Source organism: Photobacterium sp. (genome assembly GCF_033720175.1).
GTDB lineage: Bacteria > Pseudomonadota > Gammaproteobacteria > Enterobacterales > Vibrionaceae > Photobacterium.
The window spans coordinates 1-21,957 of record NZ_JAWWDA010000021.1 but is presented as its reverse complement, the minus strand read 5'-3'; the positions used below and the strand labels follow the sequence as shown (position 1 = coordinate 21,957).

20 protein-coding genes and 2 tRNA genes are annotated in these 21,957 nt (G+C 48.7%); 11 read left to right on the top strand and 11 right to left on the bottom strand.

The window, feature by feature from the left end:
- Window positions 1-63: 63 nt before the first annotated feature.
- The 4 genes from R3289_RS18560 to R3289_RS18545 all read left to right on the top strand — a co-directional run bounded on the left by R3289_RS18560 (window position 64) and on the right by R3289_RS18545 (window position 4,339).
- The gene (locus R3289_RS18560; protein ID WP_318927297.1) at window positions 64-1,020 is read left to right on the top strand and encodes a ChaN family lipoprotein; all 957 of its coding nucleotides are present in this window, start codon (window positions 64-66) and stop codon (window positions 1,018-1,020) included.
- A gap of 523 nt (window positions 1,021-1,543) precedes the next feature.
- Window positions 1,544-2,509, top strand: coding sequence for an ABC transporter substrate-binding protein (locus tag R3289_RS18555; RefSeq protein ID WP_318927295.1), 966 nt, complete (start codon window positions 1,544-1,546; stop codon window positions 2,507-2,509).
- 93 nt (window positions 2,510-2,602) lie between these two features.
- Window positions 2,603-3,529, top strand: a complete 927-nt coding sequence (locus R3289_RS18550; protein WP_318927293.1) for an ABC transporter permease subunit — start codon at window positions 2,603-2,605, stop codon at window positions 3,527-3,529.
- Between the two features lie 15 nt (window positions 3,530-3,544).
- Complete coding sequence (locus R3289_RS18545) at window positions 3,545-4,339, top strand: ABC transporter ATP-binding protein (RefSeq protein WP_318927291.1); 795 nt, start codon at window positions 3,545-3,547, stop codon at window positions 4,337-4,339.
- 104 nt (window positions 4,340-4,443) lie between these two features.
- Here the strand turns inward: R3289_RS18545 and yfbV are convergent, their stop codons facing one another.
- On the bottom strand, window positions 4,444-4,893 hold the full coding sequence (gene yfbV / locus R3289_RS18540; protein WP_318927289.1) for a terminus macrodomain insulation protein YfbV: 450 nt from the start codon (window positions 4,891-4,893) through the stop codon (window positions 4,444-4,446).
- Between the two features lie 334 nt (window positions 4,894-5,227).
- Between yfbV and R3289_RS18535 the strand changes: the two genes are divergently transcribed.
- Complete coding sequence (locus tag R3289_RS18535) at window positions 5,228-6,424, top strand: acetate kinase (protein ID WP_318927288.1); 1,197 nt, start codon at window positions 5,228-5,230, stop codon at window positions 6,422-6,424.
- Window positions 6,425-6,565: 141 nt separating this feature from the next.
- On the top strand, window positions 6,566-8,716 hold the full coding sequence (gene pta, locus R3289_RS18530) for a phosphate acetyltransferase (RefSeq protein ID WP_318927286.1): 2,151 nt from the start codon (window positions 6,566-6,568) through the stop codon (window positions 8,714-8,716).
- A gap of 111 nt (window positions 8,717-8,827) precedes the next feature.
- On the opposite strand, the gene focA is transcribed toward pta, so the two are convergent.
- The 6 genes from focA to R3289_RS18500 form a co-directional block, all read right to left on the bottom strand.
- Complete coding sequence (gene focA / locus R3289_RS18525; protein WP_318927285.1) at window positions 8,828-9,673, bottom strand: formate transporter FocA; 846 nt, start codon at window positions 9,671-9,673, stop codon at window positions 8,828-8,830.
- A gap of 461 nt (window positions 9,674-10,134) precedes the next feature.
- Window positions 10,135-10,683, bottom strand: coding sequence for a phosphodiesterase (gene yfcE / locus R3289_RS18520; protein ID WP_318927284.1), 549 nt, complete (start codon window positions 10,681-10,683; stop codon window positions 10,135-10,137).
- 84 nt (window positions 10,684-10,767) lie between these two features.
- Window positions 10,768-11,184 (bottom strand): CBS domain-containing protein, encoded by a 417-nt coding sequence (locus tag R3289_RS18515; protein ID WP_318927282.1) that lies wholly within the window; start codon window positions 11,182-11,184, stop codon window positions 10,768-10,770.
- The gene (locus tag R3289_RS18510; RefSeq protein WP_107284219.1) at window positions 11,181-11,531 is read right to left on the bottom strand and encodes a P-II family nitrogen regulator; all 351 of its coding nucleotides are present in this window, start codon (window positions 11,529-11,531) and stop codon (window positions 11,181-11,183) included. The genes R3289_RS18515 and R3289_RS18510 overlap by 4 nt, the downstream gene beginning before the upstream one ends.
- On the bottom strand, window positions 11,531-12,325 hold the full coding sequence (locus tag R3289_RS18505) for a DUF1538 domain-containing protein (protein WP_318927280.1): 795 nt from the start codon (window positions 12,323-12,325) through the stop codon (window positions 11,531-11,533). The genes R3289_RS18510 and R3289_RS18505 overlap by 1 nt, the downstream gene beginning before the upstream one ends.
- Before the next feature lie 18 nt (window positions 12,326-12,343).
- Window positions 12,344-13,078 carry a DUF1538 domain-containing protein gene (locus R3289_RS18500; RefSeq protein WP_318927279.1) on the bottom strand — a complete coding sequence of 245 codons (735 nt, stop codon included), beginning with the start codon at window positions 13,076-13,078 and terminating at the stop codon, window positions 12,344-12,346.
- 355 nt (window positions 13,079-13,433) lie between these two features.
- Here R3289_RS18500 and R3289_RS18495 point away from each other — a divergent pair, with 355 nt between their 5' ends.
- The gene (locus R3289_RS18495) at window positions 13,434-14,336 is read left to right on the top strand and encodes a TIGR01777 family oxidoreductase (protein ID WP_318927277.1); all 903 of its coding nucleotides are present in this window, start codon (window positions 13,434-13,436) and stop codon (window positions 14,334-14,336) included.
- A 25-nt stretch (window positions 14,337-14,361) separates the two neighbouring features.
- Here the strand turns inward: R3289_RS18495 and R3289_RS18490 are convergent, their stop codons facing one another.
- Window positions 14,362-16,815 carry an ABC transporter permease gene (locus R3289_RS18490; RefSeq protein ID WP_318927276.1) on the bottom strand — a complete coding sequence of 818 codons (2,454 nt, stop codon included), beginning with the start codon at window positions 16,813-16,815 and terminating at the stop codon, window positions 14,362-14,364.
- Window positions 16,812-17,486: an ABC transporter ATP-binding protein gene (locus R3289_RS18485; protein ID WP_318927275.1), complete on the bottom strand. Its 675-nt coding sequence runs from the start codon at window positions 17,484-17,486 to the stop codon at window positions 16,812-16,814. The genes R3289_RS18490 and R3289_RS18485 overlap by 4 nt, the downstream gene beginning before the upstream one ends.
- On the opposite strand from R3289_RS18485, the gene tesA reads away from it, so the two are divergent.
- The 4 genes from tesA to R3289_RS18465 all read left to right on the top strand — a co-directional run bounded on the left by tesA (window position 17,485) and on the right by R3289_RS18465 (window position 21,337).
- Window positions 17,485-18,084 (top strand): multifunctional acyl-CoA thioesterase I/protease I/lysophospholipase L1, encoded by a 600-nt coding sequence (gene tesA / locus R3289_RS18480; protein ID WP_318927353.1) that lies wholly within the window; start codon window positions 17,485-17,487, stop codon window positions 18,082-18,084. The genes R3289_RS18485 and tesA overlap by 2 nt on opposite strands.
- A 12-nt stretch (window positions 18,085-18,096) precedes the next feature.
- Window positions 18,097-18,924 (top strand): SDR family oxidoreductase, encoded by an 828-nt coding sequence (locus R3289_RS18475; RefSeq protein WP_318927273.1) that lies wholly within the window; start codon window positions 18,097-18,099, stop codon window positions 18,922-18,924.
- A gap of 548 nt (window positions 18,925-19,472) precedes the next feature.
- A complete protein-coding gene (locus tag R3289_RS18470) occupies window positions 19,473-20,327 on the top strand; it encodes a co-chaperone YbbN (protein ID WP_318927272.1) in 855 nt (284 codons plus the stop codon).
- Between the two features lie 146 nt (window positions 20,328-20,473).
- Window positions 20,474-21,337: a TraB/GumN family protein gene (locus tag R3289_RS18465; RefSeq protein ID WP_318927271.1), complete on the top strand. Its 864-nt coding sequence runs from the start codon at window positions 20,474-20,476 to the stop codon at window positions 21,335-21,337.
- A 406-nt stretch (window positions 21,338-21,743) separates the two neighbouring features.
- Here R3289_RS18465 and R3289_RS18460 read toward each other — a convergent pair.
- Window positions 21,744-21,820: transfer RNA gene (locus R3289_RS18460), tRNA-Pro, on the bottom strand.
- A gap of 47 nt (window positions 21,821-21,867) precedes the next feature.
- A tRNA-His gene (locus R3289_RS18455) sits at window positions 21,868-21,943 on the bottom strand.
- Window positions 21,944-21,957 lie beyond the last annotated feature (14 nt).

Sequence of the window (21,957 nt, the reverse complement as noted above, 5' to 3'; positions counted from 1 at the left end):
GCCCTGTCTGTACCGTCTACAATTATACCGACATAGTCTGAACCATTATGGGGCTGTAAAATAATGAAAAAATGGTTTTCTCTGGGATGGGTAAGTTTGCTTATGGGCTGTGCCGGTCAACCCGTTTCAACCGCCACCTCAGCATCCCCCCTCGCGCCGACTATGTATGATTACTCAATCTCATCAGCCCAAGGCACACCGCTCAGCCTGGACGAACTCAGCCTGGCTATCACAGGTGCCGATATTATTTTAGTCGGCGAATGGCATGGCCACCCTGGCGTGCATTTAATGCAAGCGCAACTCTTGGCCCAACTTTATCGCCAGAATCCAAATATCGCACTGTCGATGGAGCAATTCACCCGAGATCATCAATCGGTGCTGGATCAATATCTGGCAGGAACAATTGGCGAGCAAACCCTGATCAAAGACGCTAATGCATGGCCAAATTACATCAGCGATTACCGCCCGCTGGTTGAATTTGCCAAACAGCATAATTTAGATGTGATTGCAGCGAATGCACCAAGATCCATCGTCCGTTGTATCGGGCAGAATGGCGCAGCATACCTCGATCGCCTGCCGCAACATGAACGGAAGTGGGTGGCCGAGCAGCTTACCCTGACACCCGATGCGTACCAGACCCAATTTACGACTTTGATGCACCATGGCGAGGAAGCCAAAACGCAGCACCTGTTTGCCGCACAAACCGCATGGGACGATACCATGGCAGAGAGTATGGTGAATTATCTGGCACAGCACCCGGGTCGGCAGATCATTCATGTGGCAGGCCGATTTCATGTCGCAGAAGGTTTGGGAACGGCTGCTCGTATCAAAGCCCGCAACTCTGGTTTGGACATAGTGATGGTGACACCGGTTACTGACACATCCCGTCTTTCCGCACAAGCGCCAGATTACCGCGTCAGCGTGATGCCGTTACCCGAAGACTACGTCAATAAAGATAATATGATGGCTGCGATGAAAGGGCTCCATGGCAGAAACAACGCTTTGAAATGTTATAAATAGCTAATGGGGTTGGTATAACGAAAAGAAAAGAAAAGAGAAGAACAGAACCCCATCGGCGGCCAGGCACATACCTCTTTTCATGGACTTTGAACCGGTCATCATCCATCAACATTGGTACTGGGGTTCTTGGGAGAGAGACCGCTAGTATCTCTATCACATCTAAACTACCTTATGTTCCTTACCCTTAGCTGAACAAGCATTCTATTACCTCGTGACACAGTACTGATCGACACATCAACAAAATGCCAAATAAGTATGATTAACCACAATCGCACTCGCCAGCCAGTACTTAAACTAAATCAAGAAAAGTATTTGGTTATATATATCAACAAAACACACAAAAACCCTATATATGGCATGTCTCTTGTTTCTATTTTGTTAAAAATTAGATGTTCTTTCTTTTCCCTTTGCGATAAAACAATATTCTGACAGGGACAACATGGCATCGGGCAAGACAAAGACACCAACAACATGCACAAATGATTTCGCCATGATCTGAATAAATAGAAGCAAGGAGCTCGCAATGAAGGGAAAGAAACTGCTTACCGCAGCGTGTGTCACAGCATCACTGGTATTATCAGCATCAGCACTGGCCGGTATGGCTAAAGTCGCCGTATCACAAATTGTTGAACATCCGGCGCTTGATGCGGCTCGTCAGGGCCTGTTAGATGGCCTGAAGGCAAAAGGGTATATTGAAGGAACAAACTTGGAATTCACCTACCAGACCGCGCAAGGTAACCCCGCCATTGCCGTACAGATTGCCAAACAATTTGTGGGGGAGCGCCCCGATGTACTTGTGGGTATTGCGACACCAACAGCGCAGGCTCTGGCAGCATCTACCCGCACAATTCCTGTCGTGTTTACCGCCGTAACCGATCCCCTCGGCGCTAAGCTGGTCAGGAACATGGATAAACCCGGTCGTAACGTAACCGGTTTATCGGATCTTTCTCCTGTCGCCCAGCATGTCGATTTAATGCAAGAACTTATCCCGGATCTGAAAAGTATCGGGGTTGTCTTCAATCCCGGTGAAGCCAATGCGGTGGCACTTGTTGAACTGCTACGCGCAGCGGCTGATGCCAAAGGGCTGACCGTTGTTGAAGGCACCGCGCTTAAAAGTGCCGATGTTCAGTCTGCCGCACAAATCGTCGCTTCAAAAGCGGATGTTATCTATGCCCCAACCGACAACACGGTGGCAAGTGCCATTGATGGCTTAGTCAACGCGGCTAATCAGGCTAAAAAGCCCATCATTGGTGCATCAACCACTTACATTGCCAACGGCGCACTAGCCGCTTTGGGATTCGATTATTACCAGGTTGGCGTGCAAACGGCTGATTATGTCGATGCCCTTTTAAAAGGAACCCTAGTCGCAGATCTGCCCGTTAAAGTCGCCAAAGGCTCAGATCTGGCACTTAACCAAAAAGTGGCTGATCAATTGGGCATTACTTTCCCGGCTTCGGTATTAGAGCGTGCTACGACAATAGAGAAGTAAATATTAGGTTGCGAGTAACGAGAAGCGAGATATTTCCAGTCACTCGCCTCTCGGTACTTGCCTCTATCTCTCTAAAGACAAGGAGTGTTTTTGATGTCTTTCTTTGCCTTCATCGGTACGCTGGAAATAGGTTTAGTCTATGGCTTGGTTGCCCTTGGGGTTTACCTGACCTTCCGGGTATTAGATTTTCCCGATCTGACTGTCGATGGCAGTTTTCCCATGGGTGCCGCTGTTGCGGCAACCGCTATTGTTGCGGGGATCAACCCTTGGTTAGCCACCTTACTGGCGATAATTGCCGGTGGAATGTGTGGCCTGGTAACGGGCTTCCTGGCGATCCGTTGTAATATTTTACATCTGCTCGCCAGTATCCTGACCATGATTGCCGCCTTCTCGATCAACATCCGTATTATGGGACGTCCCAATCTTGCCCTGCTGGGTGAAGAGACTATTCTGACGCCATTCGAAACCTTCGCCATGAACAACGGGTTAGACTCAGATCTGATCCGCTTACTGGTTGTTGCCCTGCTCGTCGGCTTAAGCGCCTGGTTCATTATCCGTCTGCTCGCCAGTGACTTTGGTTTAGGTCTGCGGGCAACGGGGGTGAATAGCCGCATGGTCAATGCCCAAGGGGGAAATACGGCACTGTACACTTACCTTGGCTTAGCCCTTTCTAACGGATTTGTCGGCTTCTCTGGAGCCTTGTTTGCTCAAACCAACAGCTTTGCGGATGTCACTTCCGGTGTCGGTACAATTGTTGTCGGCTTAGCGGCGGTTATTCTGGGTCAGACGCTGATCCCCGGCCGAAAAATCTGGGTCGCTGTTGTTGCTGTTATCGTGGGTTCGGTTCTTTACCGTCTGGCTGTTGCCTTTGCATTAAGCTCTGGCATGTTCGGCCTGCAAGCATCAGACCTTAATCTGATCACTGCAGTACTGGTCGCTGCCGCGCTGATTGCCCCGCGTATGAAAAGCAGCTTTCACCGTAAAAAGAAACGCGTCATTGCGGCAAAAAAACTGGCCTAGGTGGTAAAGCTAAAGATGATTGAATTAAATGATATCCGCGTTACCTTCAATGAAGGCACTATTTTAGAGAACCAGGCCCTGCGAGGCGTCGGCTTAACTGTCCCGGAAAAACAGTTTGTCACCGTGATCGGTTCAAACGGTGCGGGTAAATCAACCTTACTCGGTGCGGTGAGCGGTGAAACCCCGATGAGCGGCGGGCAGGTATTGATCGATAATATCGATGTCACCGACAAGTCTGTGCATGAGCGCGCTCAGTATGCCGCCCGTGTTTTTCAGGATCCCCTTGCAGGCACCTGTGCCTCACTGACAATTGAAGAAAATATGGCGCTGGCCTATAAGCGAGGCAGTCAGCGCAGCTGGAAAATGGCACTTTCTTCCCATCGTCGAAAGCTGTTTCAAGAACGGATCAGTATCTTAGGCTTAGGGCTGGAAGATCGCCTGGGCGACAGTATTGGTCTGCTATCGGGAGGTCAGCGTCAGGCGGTAAGTCTGGTAATGGCCACCCTTGCTGACAGTAAACTGTTACTGCTTGATGAGCATACTGCGGCACTGGATCCGCGTATGGCGGCATTCGTTCTTTCGCTGACTAAAAAAGTGGTTGAAGAGTTCGATCTGACAGTCATGATGGTCACTCACTCAATGAAAGATGCGCTGGCCTATGGCGATCGCACTGTCATGCTCCATCAGGGCGAAATCGTGTTAGATGTTGATGGCCATGAACGGGACCAGATGGACGTGAAGCATCTGCTGGAAATGTTCAGCAAAGTACGGGGCGAAGAACTGGCAGATGATAGTTTGCTGTTGAGCTAACGAGTATCGAGAGGCGGATTCGAGTGACGAGTATCTCGTTACTCGAATCGAGTTACTCGCAACGTCTTATCCCTAGAACCTCAGGTCCATAGGACAGCTCTTAACTAAAACCACCGCTCTAACGACGTCTTGTCCAGTTGCTGAAATGCCCGGTTCAGTACTTCAGCCAGTTCCAAATAGCGAGGCTGCTTTTTCAATGGCTGCATCGCATATCCTTCATTTTTTATCTTTTCGTAAATTTCGCGATACCAAGTTGCTAATGACGGTGGAAGTACAGTGCGACTTCGCTTGCCTAACCACCATAACCCCTGAAGCGGCATACTCAGCGCAAAAAAGGCCACGACAATCGCCTGAGGCAATGCATCATAGTTGTTGAATGCCATTTGGCTTAGCACACTCATCACTGCAATAGCCGGCATCACACGGGTCGCAAATTTTGTTGCTTTAATATATCGCGGCTCAGGGAACATCAAAGCGAGCTCTTTGCGTATCGGCCATGTTGCCATATATTGCTGACCGTTTTGAAAATTCTGCCAGATCGTTTCTTGACTCATAAAACACCAACCATCAAAAAAAACTGTAAAAATTCAAATTTAGAGACAATAAAGTTGATTCAAATTAAATTTTTCTAAAAATCTTTTTGTTATATTGCATAACAATCGCTATCCTTAGCGCGCCTTAAAGTAATTGTTGCCTGTATTTATCATTCTGGCAACCCATGGCACTCTCAAGGATGACCCAGAATTGCGGGTTACTCAATTCTCTATTATACGGACAAAACGAATTTGACCCAGATTAGGTCGACTAAATACATTGTCGTCTACTCCATGGGTACTTTTTTTATTCAATTTGAATATCAACTTTCAGACAGATTATAGGTAGTCACTCATGTCTAAGCTGGTTCTAGTTCTTAACTGCGGTAGCTCTTCTCTTAAGTTCGCAATTGTTGACGCTGTTTCAGGTGATGAGCACCTGACAGGTCTTGCAGAATGTCTGCACCTTCCAGAAGCTCGTATCAAGTGGAAACTTGATGGCAAGCACGAAGCACAACTAGGCGACGGTGCTGCGCACGAAGAAGCTCTAGCATTCATGGTCGATACCATTATTGCGTCTAAGCCAGAGCTGGCAGATAACCTGGCCGCTATCGGTCACCGTGTGGTTCACGGTGGCGAGAAGTTCACTCAGTCTGTACTTATCGACGAAGCGGTAGTTAAAGGTATCGAAGATTGTGCAGCACTTGCACCTCTTCACAACCCGGCTCACATCATCGGTATTAAAGCGGCTCAGAAAGCATTCCCAGCACTGAAAAACGTGGCTGTATTCGATACTGCTTTCCACCAGACAATGCCTGAAGAAGCGTATCTATATGCACTTCCGTACAACCTATACACAGACCACGCTATCCGTCGTTACGGCATGCACGGTACTTCTCACCTGTTCATCACGCGTGAGACAGCTGAGATCCTAGGCAAGCCTGAAGATGAACTGAACATCATCAACTGCCACCTGGGTAACGGCGCATCTGTTTGTGCAATCAAGAACGGTAAGTCTGTAGATACCTCTATGGGTCTGACGCCGCTTGAAGGCCTGGTAATGGGTACGCGTTGTGGTGATATCGATCCTGCGATCATCTTCCACCTGCACGACACACTGGGTTACTCTGTTGAGAAAATCAACAACATGCTGACTAAAGAGTCTGGCCTTCTCGGTCTGACCCAAGTGACTTCTGACTGTCGTTTCGTTGAAGATAACTACGGCAAGAAAGAAGAAGCAACTCGTGCGATGGACGTGTTCTGTCACCGTCTGGCTAAGTATGTTGCTGGCTACACAGCCTCTCTAGAAGGTCGTCTGGACGCGATTGTATTCACTGGTGGTATCGGTGAAAACTCTGCACCGATTCGTGAGATGGTTCTGAACCGCCTTGCTATTCTGGGTGTGGAAGTTGACGGTGAGAAAAACCTTAAAGCACGTTTCGGCGGCGAAGGTGTTATCACTACAGACAACAGCCGTGTACCAGCAATGGTTGTGTCAACTAACGAAGAACTAGTGATCGCAGAAGATACCGCGCGCCTAGCTGCAATCTAATTTAACGATTACCAAAACGGCTGGCCTAGGCCGGCCGTTTTTTCATGTGTTTTTACACACTTTATGTGGTGCTGCTCTATAGTTGTTCGATGAGTAATTATTTAACCGCACTGTATTGTTCAATAGTTTGAGGAATTCATAGTGTCCCGTACTATTATGCTTATCCCAGTTGGCGCTGGTGTTGGCCTAACTAGCGTTAGTCTTGGTGTTGTTCGTGCAATGGAGCGCAAAGGCGTTCTCGTTTCTTTCTTTAAGCCTATCGCCCAGCCACGTCACGGTGGTCCACAGCCTGATCTGACAACAACGATCATCCGTGCTAACAGCGATATGAAAATTGCAGAACCATTTTCAATGGCGCATGCAGAAGAACTTATCCGTAACGATAAGAGTGATGTACTGCTAGAAGATATTGTTGCCCGTTTCAAAGAAGCGACAGCAAGTTCTGAAGTTGCCTTAATCGAAGGTCTGGTACCGACTCGCAAGCACCCATTTGCTAACCAGATTAACTATGAAATCGCAAAAACGCTGGATGCTGAAATCGTCTTCGTTGTGGCGCCAGGTACAGATAACCCAGCACAACTTAAAGAGCGTATCGAAGTAGCATGTTCTAACTTCGGCGGTACTAAGAACAAGCAAATCTCTGGCGTTATTGTTAACAAACTAAACGCACCCGTCGATGCTGAAGGCCGTACTCGTCCTGATCTGTCTGAAATCTTTGACGATGCAGAAGCGACTATCCCTTCAAATGTTGAAGTCATGCAAGTGTTCAACTCTAGCCCAATCCGTGTACTTGGTTGTGCGCCATGGAGCTCTGAGCTAATCGCAACACGTTCAACGGATATTGCAAAGCACCTTAACGCTGAAATCATCAACCACGGTGAGATCGCGACTCGTCGTATTAAGAGCATCACTTTTTGTGCGCGTTCTATCCCGAACATGGTTGAGCACTTCCGTCCGGGTTCACTTCTGGTCACTTCGGCAGACCGTCCTGACGTTATCGTGGCGGCATGCCTTGCTGCAATGAACGGCATGGAAATCGGTGCCCTGCTTCTGACCGGCGGCTATGAACTGCCGAAGCCTGTGATGGATCTGTGTAGCCGTGCATTCAAAACAGGCCTGCCTGTCATGACGGCACAAGGTAACACTTGGCAGACGTCTCTGAACCTGCAGAGCTTCAGCCTGGAAGTACCTGCTGACGATAAAGAACGTGTAGAACTCGTTAACGAATACATGGCCAGCCACATTGATGGTCAGTGGATTGACTCGCTATCTGAGGGCTCTTCTCGTGAACGCCGTCTGAGCCCCCCCGCATTCCGTTACGAACTAACGGAGCTTGCGCGTAAAGCGGCTAAGCGTGTTGTTCTTCCTGAAGGTGACGAGCCCCGTACCGTTAAAGCGGCGGCAATCTGTGCTGAACGCGGCATTGCTGAGTGTGTGCTTCTTGGTAACCCACAAGAAATCAAACGTGTTGCTGAACAGCAAGGCGTAACTCTAGGTGCCGGCGTTAAGATCATCGATCCTGACCTCGTTCGTGAGCAATATGTTGCTCGTCTGGTTGAGCTACGTAAGAGCAAGGGCATGACTGACGTCGTTGCTCGTGAAAAACTGCAGGATACGGTTTTCCTTGGCACAATGATGCTAGAAAACGACGAGGTTGATGGCCTTGTTTCTGGTGCCGTCCATACGACTGCTAACACAATCGTACCGCCGTTCCAGATCATCAAAACCGCACCTGACGCATCTATCGTATCTTCCGTCTTCTTCATGCTGCTGCCTGATCAGGTACTGGTATACGGAGACTGTGCAATCAACCCGGATCCAAACGCTGAGCAACTGGCTGAAATCGCAATCCAATCGGCAGATTCTGCGAAAGCATTCGGTATCGAGCCTCGCGTTGCGATGATCTCATACTCTACCGGTACTTCTGGTAAGGGTGCAGACGTAGACAAAGTACGTGAAGCGACCCGCATTGCTCAAGAGAAGCGTCCTGATCTGATCATCGATGGTCCTCTCCAGTACGATGCGGCAATCATGGAAAACGTAGCGGCTTCTAAAGCGCCGGACTCTCCGGTAGCAGGTAAGGCAACGGTATTCGTATTCCCAGATCTGAACACCGGTAACACGACCTACAAAGCGGTACAGCGTTCAGCAGAACTCGTTTCTATCGGTCCTATGCTTCAGGGCATGCGTAAGCCGGTTAACGACCTTTCTCGTGGCGCACTGGTAGACGATATCGTCTACACCGTCGCACTGACTGCGATTCAGGCGAAACAAGCTGAAGACGCAGCTTAATAATTTGCTCTTAGGCTGATACAAAAGCTAATCAAATAAAACGGCCTCGCATTGCGAGGCCGTTTTTTATGGTCTAAATAATGTCATTACCACTATATTAGCCCGATGACATTAGGCTTCACGCAGGTAAATCAGCCAGTAACCGATACCAACAAAGACACCACCTCCGATAATATTGCCGATCGTCACAGGAATGAGGTTGTTAATAATGAAGTTACCCAGCGTTAAGTCAGCAAAGTCAGCCGGATTCATTCCGCTCATTTGCCAGAATTCAGGCGAAGCCAGTGTCTTGATGCCAATCGCCATTGGCACCTGAAACATATTTGCAATACAGTGCTCAAAACCGGCAGATACGAACATTGCCACAGGCAAGATCGTAACCAATATTTTATCCGTCAGGCTTCGCCCACTGAAGGTCATCCAAACTGCAATACAAACCAGCACATTACACATAATACCAAGGGCAACCGCCTGGAAAAAATCGTGATGTAACTTGTGCTGGGCAATTTTCATCGTATTAATACCCACACCGCCATCGGCCGACATATACTGTTTTGTTACCAGCATAATACCCACCAAAAGCAGCGCACCAATCAAGTTACCCACGTAGACCATAGTCCAGTTAACGCAGAGGCTCTTCCAGGTTATTTTACCGCTGGCTCTCGCAACTAAGGTAAGGACAGAGCTGGTAAATAACTCGCCACCGGTAATAATAACCAGAATAAGTCCCAGACTGAAGGCAATCCCGCCAACCAACCGGACCATGCCCCATGCCATATCATCGGCTCCGGTTGTTACGGTTGTATAAAAAACGAAAGCAATTCCGATATGAAGACCGGCAGTAATCGCCAGCATAAAGGACTTGATGGGATCTTTGGTCGCTTTACTTACCCCAATATCTGCCGCTTTTTCCGCCATTTGAGGCGGTAAAAGGGAATCAAACTGACCCTGACTCATAAACTCGCACCTGATGCTCACTGAAACACATAAAAAAGTGGCTGGATAGTGGATCTAATCCAAACAAAATTCAAGACTCGATCACAATAAAAACTCGATATAACCGAATCAATACCTCGAATATACCGAATCAACAGATTTAGTAAACATAGTTAAACATTTCAGTAATTGTATTAATCAATTCGATCAAAAAAGCCCTCACAATCATTAATCCATTCCTCTGAAATTTTCATGAGACCCGCCACTTCCCATACCATTGCTGCTCGCTGACCACTGAGTTAATTTGGATACTGACAGTTACGGATACAAAGCGAGAGATTGTTCTGACGAGGTCGTGGTGCGGCGGGCATGTATGTTTCGGTGGACTATCCAGGAGGTTACTGGGGTATAACGACTTTCAAGCTACTTCATGGTGTCTGAAAAGCGGCGGCTCAGCCGCTTTCGCTGCGATAAGTTGGCTTTTACGCCAACTCAGTCTGACAAACTATGCCACCGTCAAAGGTAACTACCTTAAGGGTATTGTCTTCAAGCAAGCCAAAACTTGCTTGGTAGTCTCCGCGGGGCATGGTGACCGAGCCTGGGTTGAAAACAAAAAACTCACCTTTTGGCTCTGCCAGAGGAAGGTGGGTATGGCCAGAGACAATCACGTCTCCCGCTCTTAACCGCGGATGCTTATCGCCATTATAAAGATGGCCGTGAGTCAGAAATAAGCGTCTGCCATGAGGCAACAGCACCAGGTTATAATCTGCCATCATTGGAAAATCGAGCAGCATCTGGTCGACATCACTATCGCAATTTCCCCTCACCGCAGTAATTCTATCCGCGTACTGATTCAATAACTCAGCCACCTCTGTCGGTGCATACCCTTCAGGCAATGCATTCCTTGGCCCGTGATTTAACACGTCCCCCAGCAAGATTAAGTGTTCAGCGCCACTGTGTTCAAACGCAGTAAGCATGGCCCGGGTGCTCACGGCACAACCGTGAATATCGGAAGCAAAAAATAGTTTCATGAAAAAAATCACAATATATAGAACGGAATAACCTGAAATAGTACGCCGATAGTGACGATATTTCTATGTTGACTCCTAATGCGTCTAATCTATTGAGACGTCCTCGTGCAGCATGCCATTCAGCACGATATTGTTGTAGCTGACCATTCCCATCACTTTGCCATCTTCTATCACCGGGGCTCGACTAATGCCAAACCGCTCGAACAGCCGTGCGCAATAACGCACATCCATAGAGGCATTCACAGACAAAGCGGGCTTAGTCATTATCTCATAGACATTGGTACGCTTGGGTGAATGGTCCTGGGCCAGCACTTTCTTGGCAATATCATTCATCAACACAATGCCATATTCATCGTCGTCATGGCGCTTGTTAACAATCAGTGCTTTCACCTGACGCTCTTTGGCAATCACAATCGCCTCTGCCACCGTGGTGATCCCCTCGACAATCGCGTAGGTATTCGCCATCACATCCCGTACCCGAACAATCGGCTGTTTTCTCATAGTTTATCCTCCACGACCTTGGTCAGCTCTTCAACCTGATGAGCGACACCTACGGCATCCTCTACATCTAACTGAACGGCTATCCCCTCTCCGTTTTTATTATCAAACTCACCGACTTTTTCAATGGTTTCCAATATCGAGCGAGCAAGATGTTCTTCAACCACCAGTAATAACACATCACGCTGTACTTCGAGGGTCAGGCCAAAAAAAGTTTTCCTTTTACGTAACCCTTCACCGCGGGCATTGTTGATGACCGTCGCCCCGGTCGCACCCGCCTCGCGAGCCGCATCCAGAACAGCATCCGTTTTTGTATCTTCGACAAAAGCGACTATTAATTTAAAACGCATTATTCAGATCTCCTTTGATTTCTCTCGCCAAGCCAGGCCGACAACTGGGCATACCCCATCACTGTTATCATCGGAAATAAACTGGCAAAGGCAATCAAACCAAAACCATCTAACATCGGATTACGTCCTGGTACGGTAGACGCCAATCCAAGCCCAAGAGCGGTAACAATTGGTACTGTTACTGTTGAAGTCGTCACACCACCGGAATCATAAGCGAGTGGAACAATCGATTTCGGTGCAAAGTGAGTTTGCACCACCACAATAATATAACCCGCCATAATATAGTAATGCAGCGGATCACCCACGACGATACGGTAGCTGCCTAATGCAATCCCTGCCGACACTCCTGTTGCAACAGCGATACGTAATCCACTCACCTTGATCGTACCACCGGAGACCTGATTCGCTTTGATTGCCACTGCAATCAAAGACGGTTCCGCCACCGTAGTACTAAAACCAATGGCCGCCGCAAACAGGTAAATCCAGTAATAATCTGACCAATGAATATTCTCCGGGATCAACGCCCCTTCACCAAACAAAAATGTGGGATCGGTCAGCTGCGTTGCCATTGATTCACCTAACGGAAACAAAGCCAGCTCCAAACCCATCAAGAATAGTGATAAACCCAGAATGACATAGAAAAAGCCCAGAGCAACTCGGTGCCAGTTCGCGACCGGGCGGCGCAATACGGCTAACTGAAAGCCAAATATGATGATCGCAATCGGCACCACATCCCTGATCGTTGTCAGCAATGTGCCCGTAAAATGGGTAAGGATTGAAGCGAACTGCATCATTGCTACCGCGACTCCTCACTAACTCAAAAACATGCCGTACCCCATGACGAAAATCATCGGAGTCAGCGAAGCAAAGGCGATTAGCCCGAAACCATCAACCATCGGGTTCCGTCCCTTAATAGACGAAGCCAACCCCACCCCCAATGCCGTCACCAAGGGCACGGTAATGGTCGATGTCGTTACCCCCCCGGAGTCATAGGCAATTCCGATAATGCTGGGAGGGGCAAACCAGGTCATTGCCATCACCACGCCATAGCCACCGATAATCATCCATTGGATCGGCCACCCTTTCAGAATCCGCAGCACCCCGATCATAATGGCAAAGCCAACAGAAAAAGCGACGGTTAAGCGTAAGCCGGATGCATAGTCTTTCTGGGAGGATTCATCTTTAGCGATCATCCCCCCTTCAGCGGCGACTTCTGCCGCTTCATGAGCTACGGCAGTCAAAGCGGGCTCAGCAATGGTGGTGCCAAACCCCAGACAAAAGGCAAAAATGAGTAACCAGACCAAGCTCCCTTTGCTGGCAAAAGCACGGGCCATCGTTTCGCCAATCGGGAACAATCCCATCTCTAAGCCGAAGATGAAAAATGTCAGCCCTATTACCACGAAAAGTAACCCGAGCAAAATGGTGCCCCACTCAGGTAAAGGCTGTTGCAAAACAACCAGCTGAAAGAAGCTGATAACACCGATGATGGGAAGCAAATCACGCAAACTCAGTAGCATGGATCGAAATAAGGCGACGATTGCTTTCACTCCTCCCCCTATATGCTGCGCAGACATCAATCAATACGTTATATTAATAACCCTTTACCTTGGCAAAACAAATATTAATGTATGAGTCGGGAAGTTAAGCACATAATTGAATACCGAACAGACAAAGATCTTGCCTTTCATTAGGATAAAACACATTCTGCTATCAGGTCGGTATCAGTTATGGCCGCAACCGTCCTAACAATCCTCCATACCGTGCAAGAATCCCCCACACTAATAATTAACTCATTGAATAAAAATAATTAAAGAATAAATAGTGAACAATAACTATTGTTTATACTTATACCTAAGGCGCTTCAATTGGCATTAAGTACATAATTAAGGATGAAGTACGATAATGAACATTCTAATTACAGGTGGTACCGGGTTTATCGGCAAGGCACTGCTCCCTCACTTTAATCATGATCATGTCACCGTACTCAGCCGGAACCCCACGAAGGCTTATCAACGACTGGGGCACCATATCAAGGTCATTACCAACCTGGACAAACTTGGCAACCTGAATGATTTCGACATCGTGATTAATCTGGCGGGTGAACCCATCATCAATAAACGCTGGAGTGAAAAACAAAAGCAGATCATCTGTGAAAGCCGTTGTGTCATCACGGATGCGCTAGTGAAAAAGATCAAAGAGAGTGATACCCCCCCTCACACTTTTATCAGCGGTTCGGCTGTCGGTATTTATGGTAACCAAAACTCCGTCTCTTTCGATGAGAGTCTGGAAGTCAGTAATAACGGCTTTGCTCACCTGGTTTGCAAAAAATGGGAAGACGCGGCATTAGCCGCACAATCAGAACAAACCCGCGTTTGCCTGTTACGCACAGGTATTGTACTGGCTAAACATGGCGGGGCTCTTGCCAGAATGTTACCGGCTTATCAGCTGGGATTAGGCGGACCCATTGGCAATGGGCAACAGTATTTTCCCTGGATCCACCTGCAGGATATGGTCAAAGGTATTATATTTCTGATCAAGCACCCTGACGCCCGGGGGGCATTTAATTTCACCGCGCCGAATCCGGTCACTAACAAAGAATTCAGTCGGACTCTGGCAACCGTACTGCGCCGGCCACACCTTTTTTTCATCCCGGCCTGGTTATTAAAACTCGGACTTGGCGAATCCGCGACTTTATTGCTTGATAGCCAGCGGGCCCTTCCCGCAAAGCTGCAGGAGCAGGGATTCCATTTCTGTCACCCAGAGCTGGAACATGCCCTGAGAGACATCCTGACCGAGTATAAATAAACAGGCCTGATCACTCACCGGTATACTATGCTCGTAACGGCTGCAGTAACTGCCTCAACATCGTGCTGATCATCATCAGCACCAGGCCAAGGGCCGCTACCGGCAAGATCAACCATAATGTCGGATGCCATTGTACTGGCAGTTCAAACCCCCACGTTACCAACGCCGCCACAACGGCTTCGGCACCGGCGACAGCCATGATCCCGGCCAAGAGTGCCATGATGCCGTATTCGCCCCAAACCGTTGCAGAAATACGCTGTTTACTGGCCCCCAACGTGCGGTATAGCTTTATCTCTTGCTGGCGTTGAGACAGACTCAATCGTAATAATGTCATGACTAGCAGTAAGCCACTGACTACGCCTACCCCCGCCAGCACCGACAATGACAAAGAGACCTGCTGCAGCATCAGCTGGATCCGTGAAGCCATCGTGCGCAGATCCAACAAGCTGACCGTAGGATAATCCCGCCCGAGCTGATTAACCAGCTCGTTCTGATCTTGCTCTATACGAAAACTGACCAGCCAGGTTGCAGGTAAATTCGCCATCACATCAGGTGTGAAGATGAAATAGAAGTTTGGCCGCATATTGCGCCATTCCACCAGGCGAATACTGTTAACGGTCGCGGTAAAGGGCTGACTGTTGACATTAAAGCTCAGCTCATCACCCAACGAGATCCCTAGTCGCTCAGCCAACCCAGCCTCAACCGAGACCCCTGTGGTGGTGGTCCATTCACCCTCAACAATCTGATTATGGACAGGTAAGGTATCGCGCCAGGTGAAATTTAACTCTCGTCTCAGCGCTTCATCACGTTGCTCCGGATCGTGCTCCTGACCTAAGGCGTCATTGTTGTTAACCGCCACCAGACGCCCCCGGATCACCGGATATCCCTCAGAGCGAGGTACTTTGTTGTTATCCAGATCTGCGAGGTAACGCTGCTGCTGATCCGGGCTGATATTAATCGCAAATACATTCGGCGCATCAACCGGCAAGGTATGTTGCCAGTCAGCCAGTAGATCCGTTCGCAGCAACCAAATTACAGCCAGCAACATCAGCGAACTGGTGAGCGCAGCCAGTTGAGCGCCTGTCGTCAGGCGGCTACGACCAATACGGCTCAGGGCCAGTGTCATAGCAGGCCCCCATGTTCCTTTGCGCAGCAACGACACCACCGCAACCCCTAAGACAGCTAACAGGAGCAGCACCACGGCTAGCCCGGCCAGGGTCATCCACATAAATTTATTATCACCAAACCAGATCAGTGCTGCGGCAACCGGGAACAGTAACAGGCCGTAACCTTTGCGCGGTTTCGGCCAGTCGGCCTGCTGCTGAATAACTGAGATGGCGGGTGTGTCCAACAGGCGAAGAAGAGAAATCCCCACCCCGGGAACAGCCACCAGCAAAGCAACAAAAAGACTGATCAGTAATGGCGAGAATCCCATTGCCGGCAGTGGGTCCGGCAAGACATCAGCCAAGGGCAAACGCAACAACGCTTCAAGCCCCCAACCGATAGACACACCGGCAACGGCAGCCAGTGAAAATAACATCGCCAGCTGCCCCGACAACCACCGCCATAACCAGCGTTTGCTTGCGCCTAAACTCTTCATCATGGCAACGGTTTCAATACGCGTTGACGTATAATGCTGACACGTTAAGACCAGCGTTGCCGTTGCCATCATGATCACCAGGATCAGGGTAAGAGAAAGATATTGCCGTGCCCGCTCGATCAGCTCCCCCGTTCTCCCCTGAGTCGTTTCACTCAGCCAGCGTTGACCCGGTTGTAGCTCGATGCCTTGCTGCAGCGCGGCTAACGTGTCGTCACTCCCCGTAAAATAAGCCCGGTATTGCACTCTGCCGCCGGGCTGAATCGCGCCCGTACTGGCAATATCATCATAATGAATTAATACCGCAGGCATCTGACTGAACGGATTGAAAGAGAGCTCCGGCTCTTGCTCAATTTTACCAGACACTTTTAGCTCAGTATCACCAATCGCGACAACATCCCCTTGCTTCACTTCCAATAACGAGAACAGTCGCTCCGCCAGCCACAGCTCACCCGGCTGCACCCGGTTACGTTTATCCTGCAAACTTTTCAGCACCAGCTCACCACGTAAAGGGAAATCACCCTCAACAGCCTTTACACTGACTAATTGCATCTGGTGTTCACTGAATGTCATGGTGCCAAAACGGGTTTGCTGAGAAAGCGTCAGGCCAAGCTCCTCAGCTTTGCTGATCAATGACGGTGCGATCGGATTACCTGAAACCAGCACCAGATCAGCAGCAAGGACAGATCGGCCCTGATCCGTCATGATCTTTTCAACCCGAACCACCAGCGCGGCAAGAGCAAACACACAGGCAATAATCAGGGTAAGTGCAACCGCAACCGGCCATAGCTGGCCATGCCATAACTCCCGCCAGCTCCATTTTAAAAGCAACCCTTGTCTCGGTTGCCCTGCCGCCAGACGGGTACCACTCTGCTCTGTCATGCTGCCTCCACCTTACCGCCATGGATCAGCAAAGTACGGTCGCACCGTTCAGCCAGCTGAGGATCATGAGTTACCAGCACTAAAGTGGTGCCATGGTCACGGTTTAGCGCAAACAGTAAATCAATGATCGTCGCAGCCGTATACTGGTCAAGATTCCCGGTCGGTTCATCAGCAAATAGCACCTTGGGCCGGGTCATAAAAGCACGCGCCAACGCCACCCGCTGCTGTTCACCGCCGGATAGTTGCGATGGCAGATGTGTTTCACGCCCGGTCAGTCCAACCTGATGTAAAAGCTCAGCAGCACGTGCAGCATCCCCCGCCTCCCCTTTGATAAGCGCCGGTAACATGACATTTTCAAGGGCATTTAAAGACGGAATGAGTAAGAAGCTCTGGAATACAAAACCAATCGCATCACTGCGCAACGCCGCACGCGCCTCATCATCCAATTGTGAAAGCATATTACCGAGCAGTTCAATTTCACCGGAGCTCGGAATATCCAGCCCTGCAAGCAGGGTCATCAAAGTCGATTTACCAGCCCCCGACACACCAACTAAAGCAATCGCCTCTCCCTGCTCGACCTCAAGAGAAACATCCTGCAAAATGGTCAGTGATGACGTTGCCGTCGTCACCTGTTTGGAAACAGATACAGCCTTAATCACGGAAGTTGACATAATGCGAATCCTTTCAGTTTTATTGATCTATTTATTTTCACTAAACGCCTGGAGCAACACGCTATTGGTCGTTGGTGACAGCCTGAGCGCAGGTTACCAAATGCGCGCAGATCAGAGCTGGCCTGTACTATTAGAACCAATGCTACAGCAACAAGGACATAACATGACCGTCGTTAATGCCAGCATCTCTGGTGATACGACAGGCAACGGATTAGCCCGGCTGCCAGCCTTATTACAACAACATAACCCAGACTACGTCATTATTGAGCTCGGTGCGAATGATGGTTTGCGCGGCTTCCCGCCAGCCACCATCCGCAACAACCTCAGCCAGATGATAATCCAAATTCAGGCGATGGATGCCAAGGCCCTGCTGATGCAAATCCATGTCCCCCCGAACTACGGTAAACGCTACAGCGAAACATTCAGGACAATTTATCCGCAGCTCAGCAAAGAATTTGCAACGCCGCTACTGCCTTTTTTCCTGGAAAGGATCATTTTAAGGGATGAATGGATAATGGCTGATGGTCTTCACCCTAAAGCCGTTGCCCAACCCTGGATTGCAGAGTTCATGGTTTCACAATTAACCCCTTACCTTTAAATACGGACAGCTATGACAACCTCTATACTTATTACCGGCTGCAGTACTGGTATCGGACGCCACTGCGCCCTGGCACTTCATCAGGCTGGCTACACGGTTATCGCCAGTTGCCGCCGCGCTGAAGACGTCGCAGAACTTCAGGCACTGGGACTGCATTGTGTCCAGATTGATCTCAACTGCAGCCAATCTATTCAGTATGGCCTGACAGAGGCACTTAAAATTACCGGCGGCAGATTAGATATATTGTTTAATAATGCCGCTTATGGTCAGCCAGGCGCACTGGAAGACTTGCCCACCCAGGCACTGCGTGAGCAATTTGAAACCAACCTGTTTGGCTGGCATGAATTAACCAAAGCGGTGATCCCGTTGATGTTGCAGCAAGGCCGCGGCAAAATTGTTCAGAACAGTTCGGTACTGGGGCTGGTGGCCATGAAATACCGTGGCGCATATAACGCCAGCAAGTTCGCTCTGGAAGGCTACACCGACACACTGCGGCTGGAGCTGGCAGATACCCCGGTTGAGGTTAGCTTGATTGAACCCGGCCCTATCAAGAGCCTCTTCAGGGAAAATGCCAAACAAAAATTTGAGCAGTACATCAATATAGCGAATTCCCGCCACCAGCCGAGTTACCAAAAGACGCTGGAGAGATTGGGCAAATCCTCGCCATCAAATAAATTTACGCTCTCTCCTGAAGCCGTTTTAAAACCGTTGCTACACATAATTAGCAACGATAAGCCAAAACCTCGCTATTTCGTTACTCAGCCGACTTATATCTTCGGCTTCCTGCGTCGATTACTGCCTACGCGCTGGCTGGATAAATTACTGATAAAAAGTAATTAAGCCTTATATAACCTGGTTTTTATCGCTATTTGCACGGTTTGGTATCCAGACCAGACTGTGTCGCCTATCTTGTCGCAACGGCGTCTGCGAACAGCTAAAAAACATGTTAGCCGATTCAAAAACAGCTCGGATTAATGCGCATAAGCTAAATTAATAGCCCTTAATGCCAATCCTTCGCTCGACACGACAAAAAGATACAATAATGTCACATTAGTGTCATATAAAAAGAGTACCTTACTGGATGTAGGCTGAAGGAACCCCGTATTGATCATTTTCCTCCGGCACATTCAACACATGATATATATTGAGGGGGAATTATGACATTGCGTCAGATAAATCTGCTTTGCGTCTTCGTGACACTCGCACTACTGTTAACATTCCAAAACTGAAAAGGAGAGCGACCAATGCTCTCCATTTTCACTGCCAACTGCGCGACTTCTTGATAATCCTGAATCTATCCCCATATCTTTAGTACCAATCGCATCAAATAACAGCTTATTCAGTAATAATGCGATAGAGATAACTAAACAGTCTATGGAATGAATGGCATGTACGAAAAATTAGCTATTGAACTGAATGAACAAAACCTGCAACAAGTGATTGAGCAGTCAATGCAAACACCCGTTGTCATCAGCTTTTGGGCTCCCTCAATGCCTGAAACTGCGGAAGTTAATGCATTACTAGAAAAAATCACAGCGCAATATCAGGGACAACTTGTACTTGCAACTCTGGACTGTGAACAGCAACAGGCGGTCGCGGCACAATTTGGTGTTCGGGGGCTGCCAACGGTTGCCCTGTTCAAGAATGGCCAGCCGGCAGATGGCAGCGCGGGTCCGCAAACCGAAGAAAGCTTACGTGAAATGCTAAGCAAGCATTTGCCGAGCCAGGAAGAAATGCAACTGAAACAGGCGTTAGCCCTGGTCGATAACCAGGATTATGCCCAGGCATTGCCAGTACTTCGCCAGCTTGCCACCAGCTTCCCGAAAAATAGTATTGTCGCTTTAGCCATTGCTGAATGTTTAGTTGAAACGGCGCAATTTGATGAAGCTGAACCCCTGTTAGCAACCGTGCCGATGCAGGATCAGGATGCTAAATTCAAAGGCTTAATGGCAAAACTTGAGCTGCACAAACAAGCAAGCGATTCACCGGAAATTCGTTCACTGGAAGAGAAACTGGCAACTAACCCGGCTAATGCGGAAGTCTCTTTTGACTTAGCTGTACAATATAGCCAGGTAAACCGTCAGGAAGAAGCCCTCGAACTGCTAATTACAATTCTGCGAAAGGATCTGAATTTCGCAGACGGTAATGCAAAAAAGACGATGATGGATATTCTGGCCGCACTGGGACAGGGCAATCCTGTGGCAGGCAAGTACCGTCGCCAGCTCTACTCCCTGCTTTACTAACAGATAAAAACCACTTCATCTAGAAAAGGCCATGCTCTATTGGCCTTTTTACCTCATATCCCCCCATATTGCAGTACCGCTCAATATGGCAAAAGACGGCAGATACTGATATAACAAAGTCAGCTGTTTAATGGTCTGAACCTATTATGTTTAAATCGTTACTTTCAAAAGCACTTCTCATACTGCCTTTTTTCTCCAATTCAGCTTTAGCTGAACCCATCGTATGGCTGGCTAAAGATGCCCAGCGCCAGTTCGTTATTCTCGGCTCCATCCATGCCGGCACAGACACTATGTATCCATTGCCCAAGGCTTTTTTGCAACAGTGGCAATCAGCCGACGGGTTGATCGTCGAAGCCAATATTCTGAATCCACCGCCAATGGATATCGAAACTTCGGGACCAACATCTCATAGCCAGTTAACCACTGAAGAAATGCAGAAACTCACGGATATCGCCAATCAATTAAATCTTCCTTACCGCGCACTCAGCGATAACCCGCCTTGGTTAACTGTCGTGAGTCTGCAAATGGCACTGGCCAATCATATGGGCTTAAATACGGAACAAGGGATTGACTATATATTGTTAAAAAGAGCTGATAACCAGGGCCTGCCGATTTTCGAACTGGAGAGTATCGAGCAACAATTAACTCTGCTGCAAGATTTACCCGACCATGGGAAAGAAATGCTGGTAAGTACAATCAATGAATGGGAACAAATGCGAGGTGAATTATCTTGTTTGATCGAAGCATGGCAGACCGGTGACAGTCAGCAACTCATTCAATTATTTGAAGAGAGTCATTATTCAGATGAAACCGATAATCGACTTATTTTTAATAGGAATAAGCATTGGGCAGATACACTGGCCAACGATAAACAGTATCAGCAGGGGCACTATATGGTTGTCGTGGGGGCATTTCATCTGTTCGGCGAGCAAGGCTTACCAAATTTACTTAAGCAGCGCGGTTTTACCGTTACGCGTTTGACTCAGGAAATGTCCGCTAACTGCGACTAAAAGAACTGGCCGCTATCGATCAGAAGCCGGAGATACACCGCCAAACTGCGCTGGTCACTGAATTTTGACCGAAAGAAAGCCCCGTCTTTTGACGGGGCTTTCTTTATATGGTCGGTGAAGAGCCAATTCAAGGTCTGGTGAACCCCCGCCCCTCTGGTCCGCTATTTCTCAGAAGCCGGAGATGCGCCACCAAACTGCACTGTTCACTGAATTTTGATCGAAAAAAAGCCCCGTCTTTCGACGGGGCTTTCTTTATGTGGTCGGTGAAGAGCCGATTCAAGGTCTGGTGAACCCCCGCCCCTATGGTCCGCTATTTCTCAGAAGCCGGAGATGCGCCACCAAACTGCGCTGTTTACTGAATTTTGGTCGAAAAAAAGCCCCGTTTTTCGACGGGGCTTTCTTTATATGGTCGGTGAAGAGGGATTCGAACCCCCGACCCTCTGGTCCCAAACCAGATGCGCTACCAAACTGCGCTATTCACCGAACAGTTTTAGGCTTATTGCCAAGGAAATGCATGCATTACCTGAATATGGGGTGGCTAACGAGGCTTGAACTCGCGACAACCGGAATCACAATCCGGGACTCTACCAACTGAGCTATAGCCACCATTGTAAGTGGTC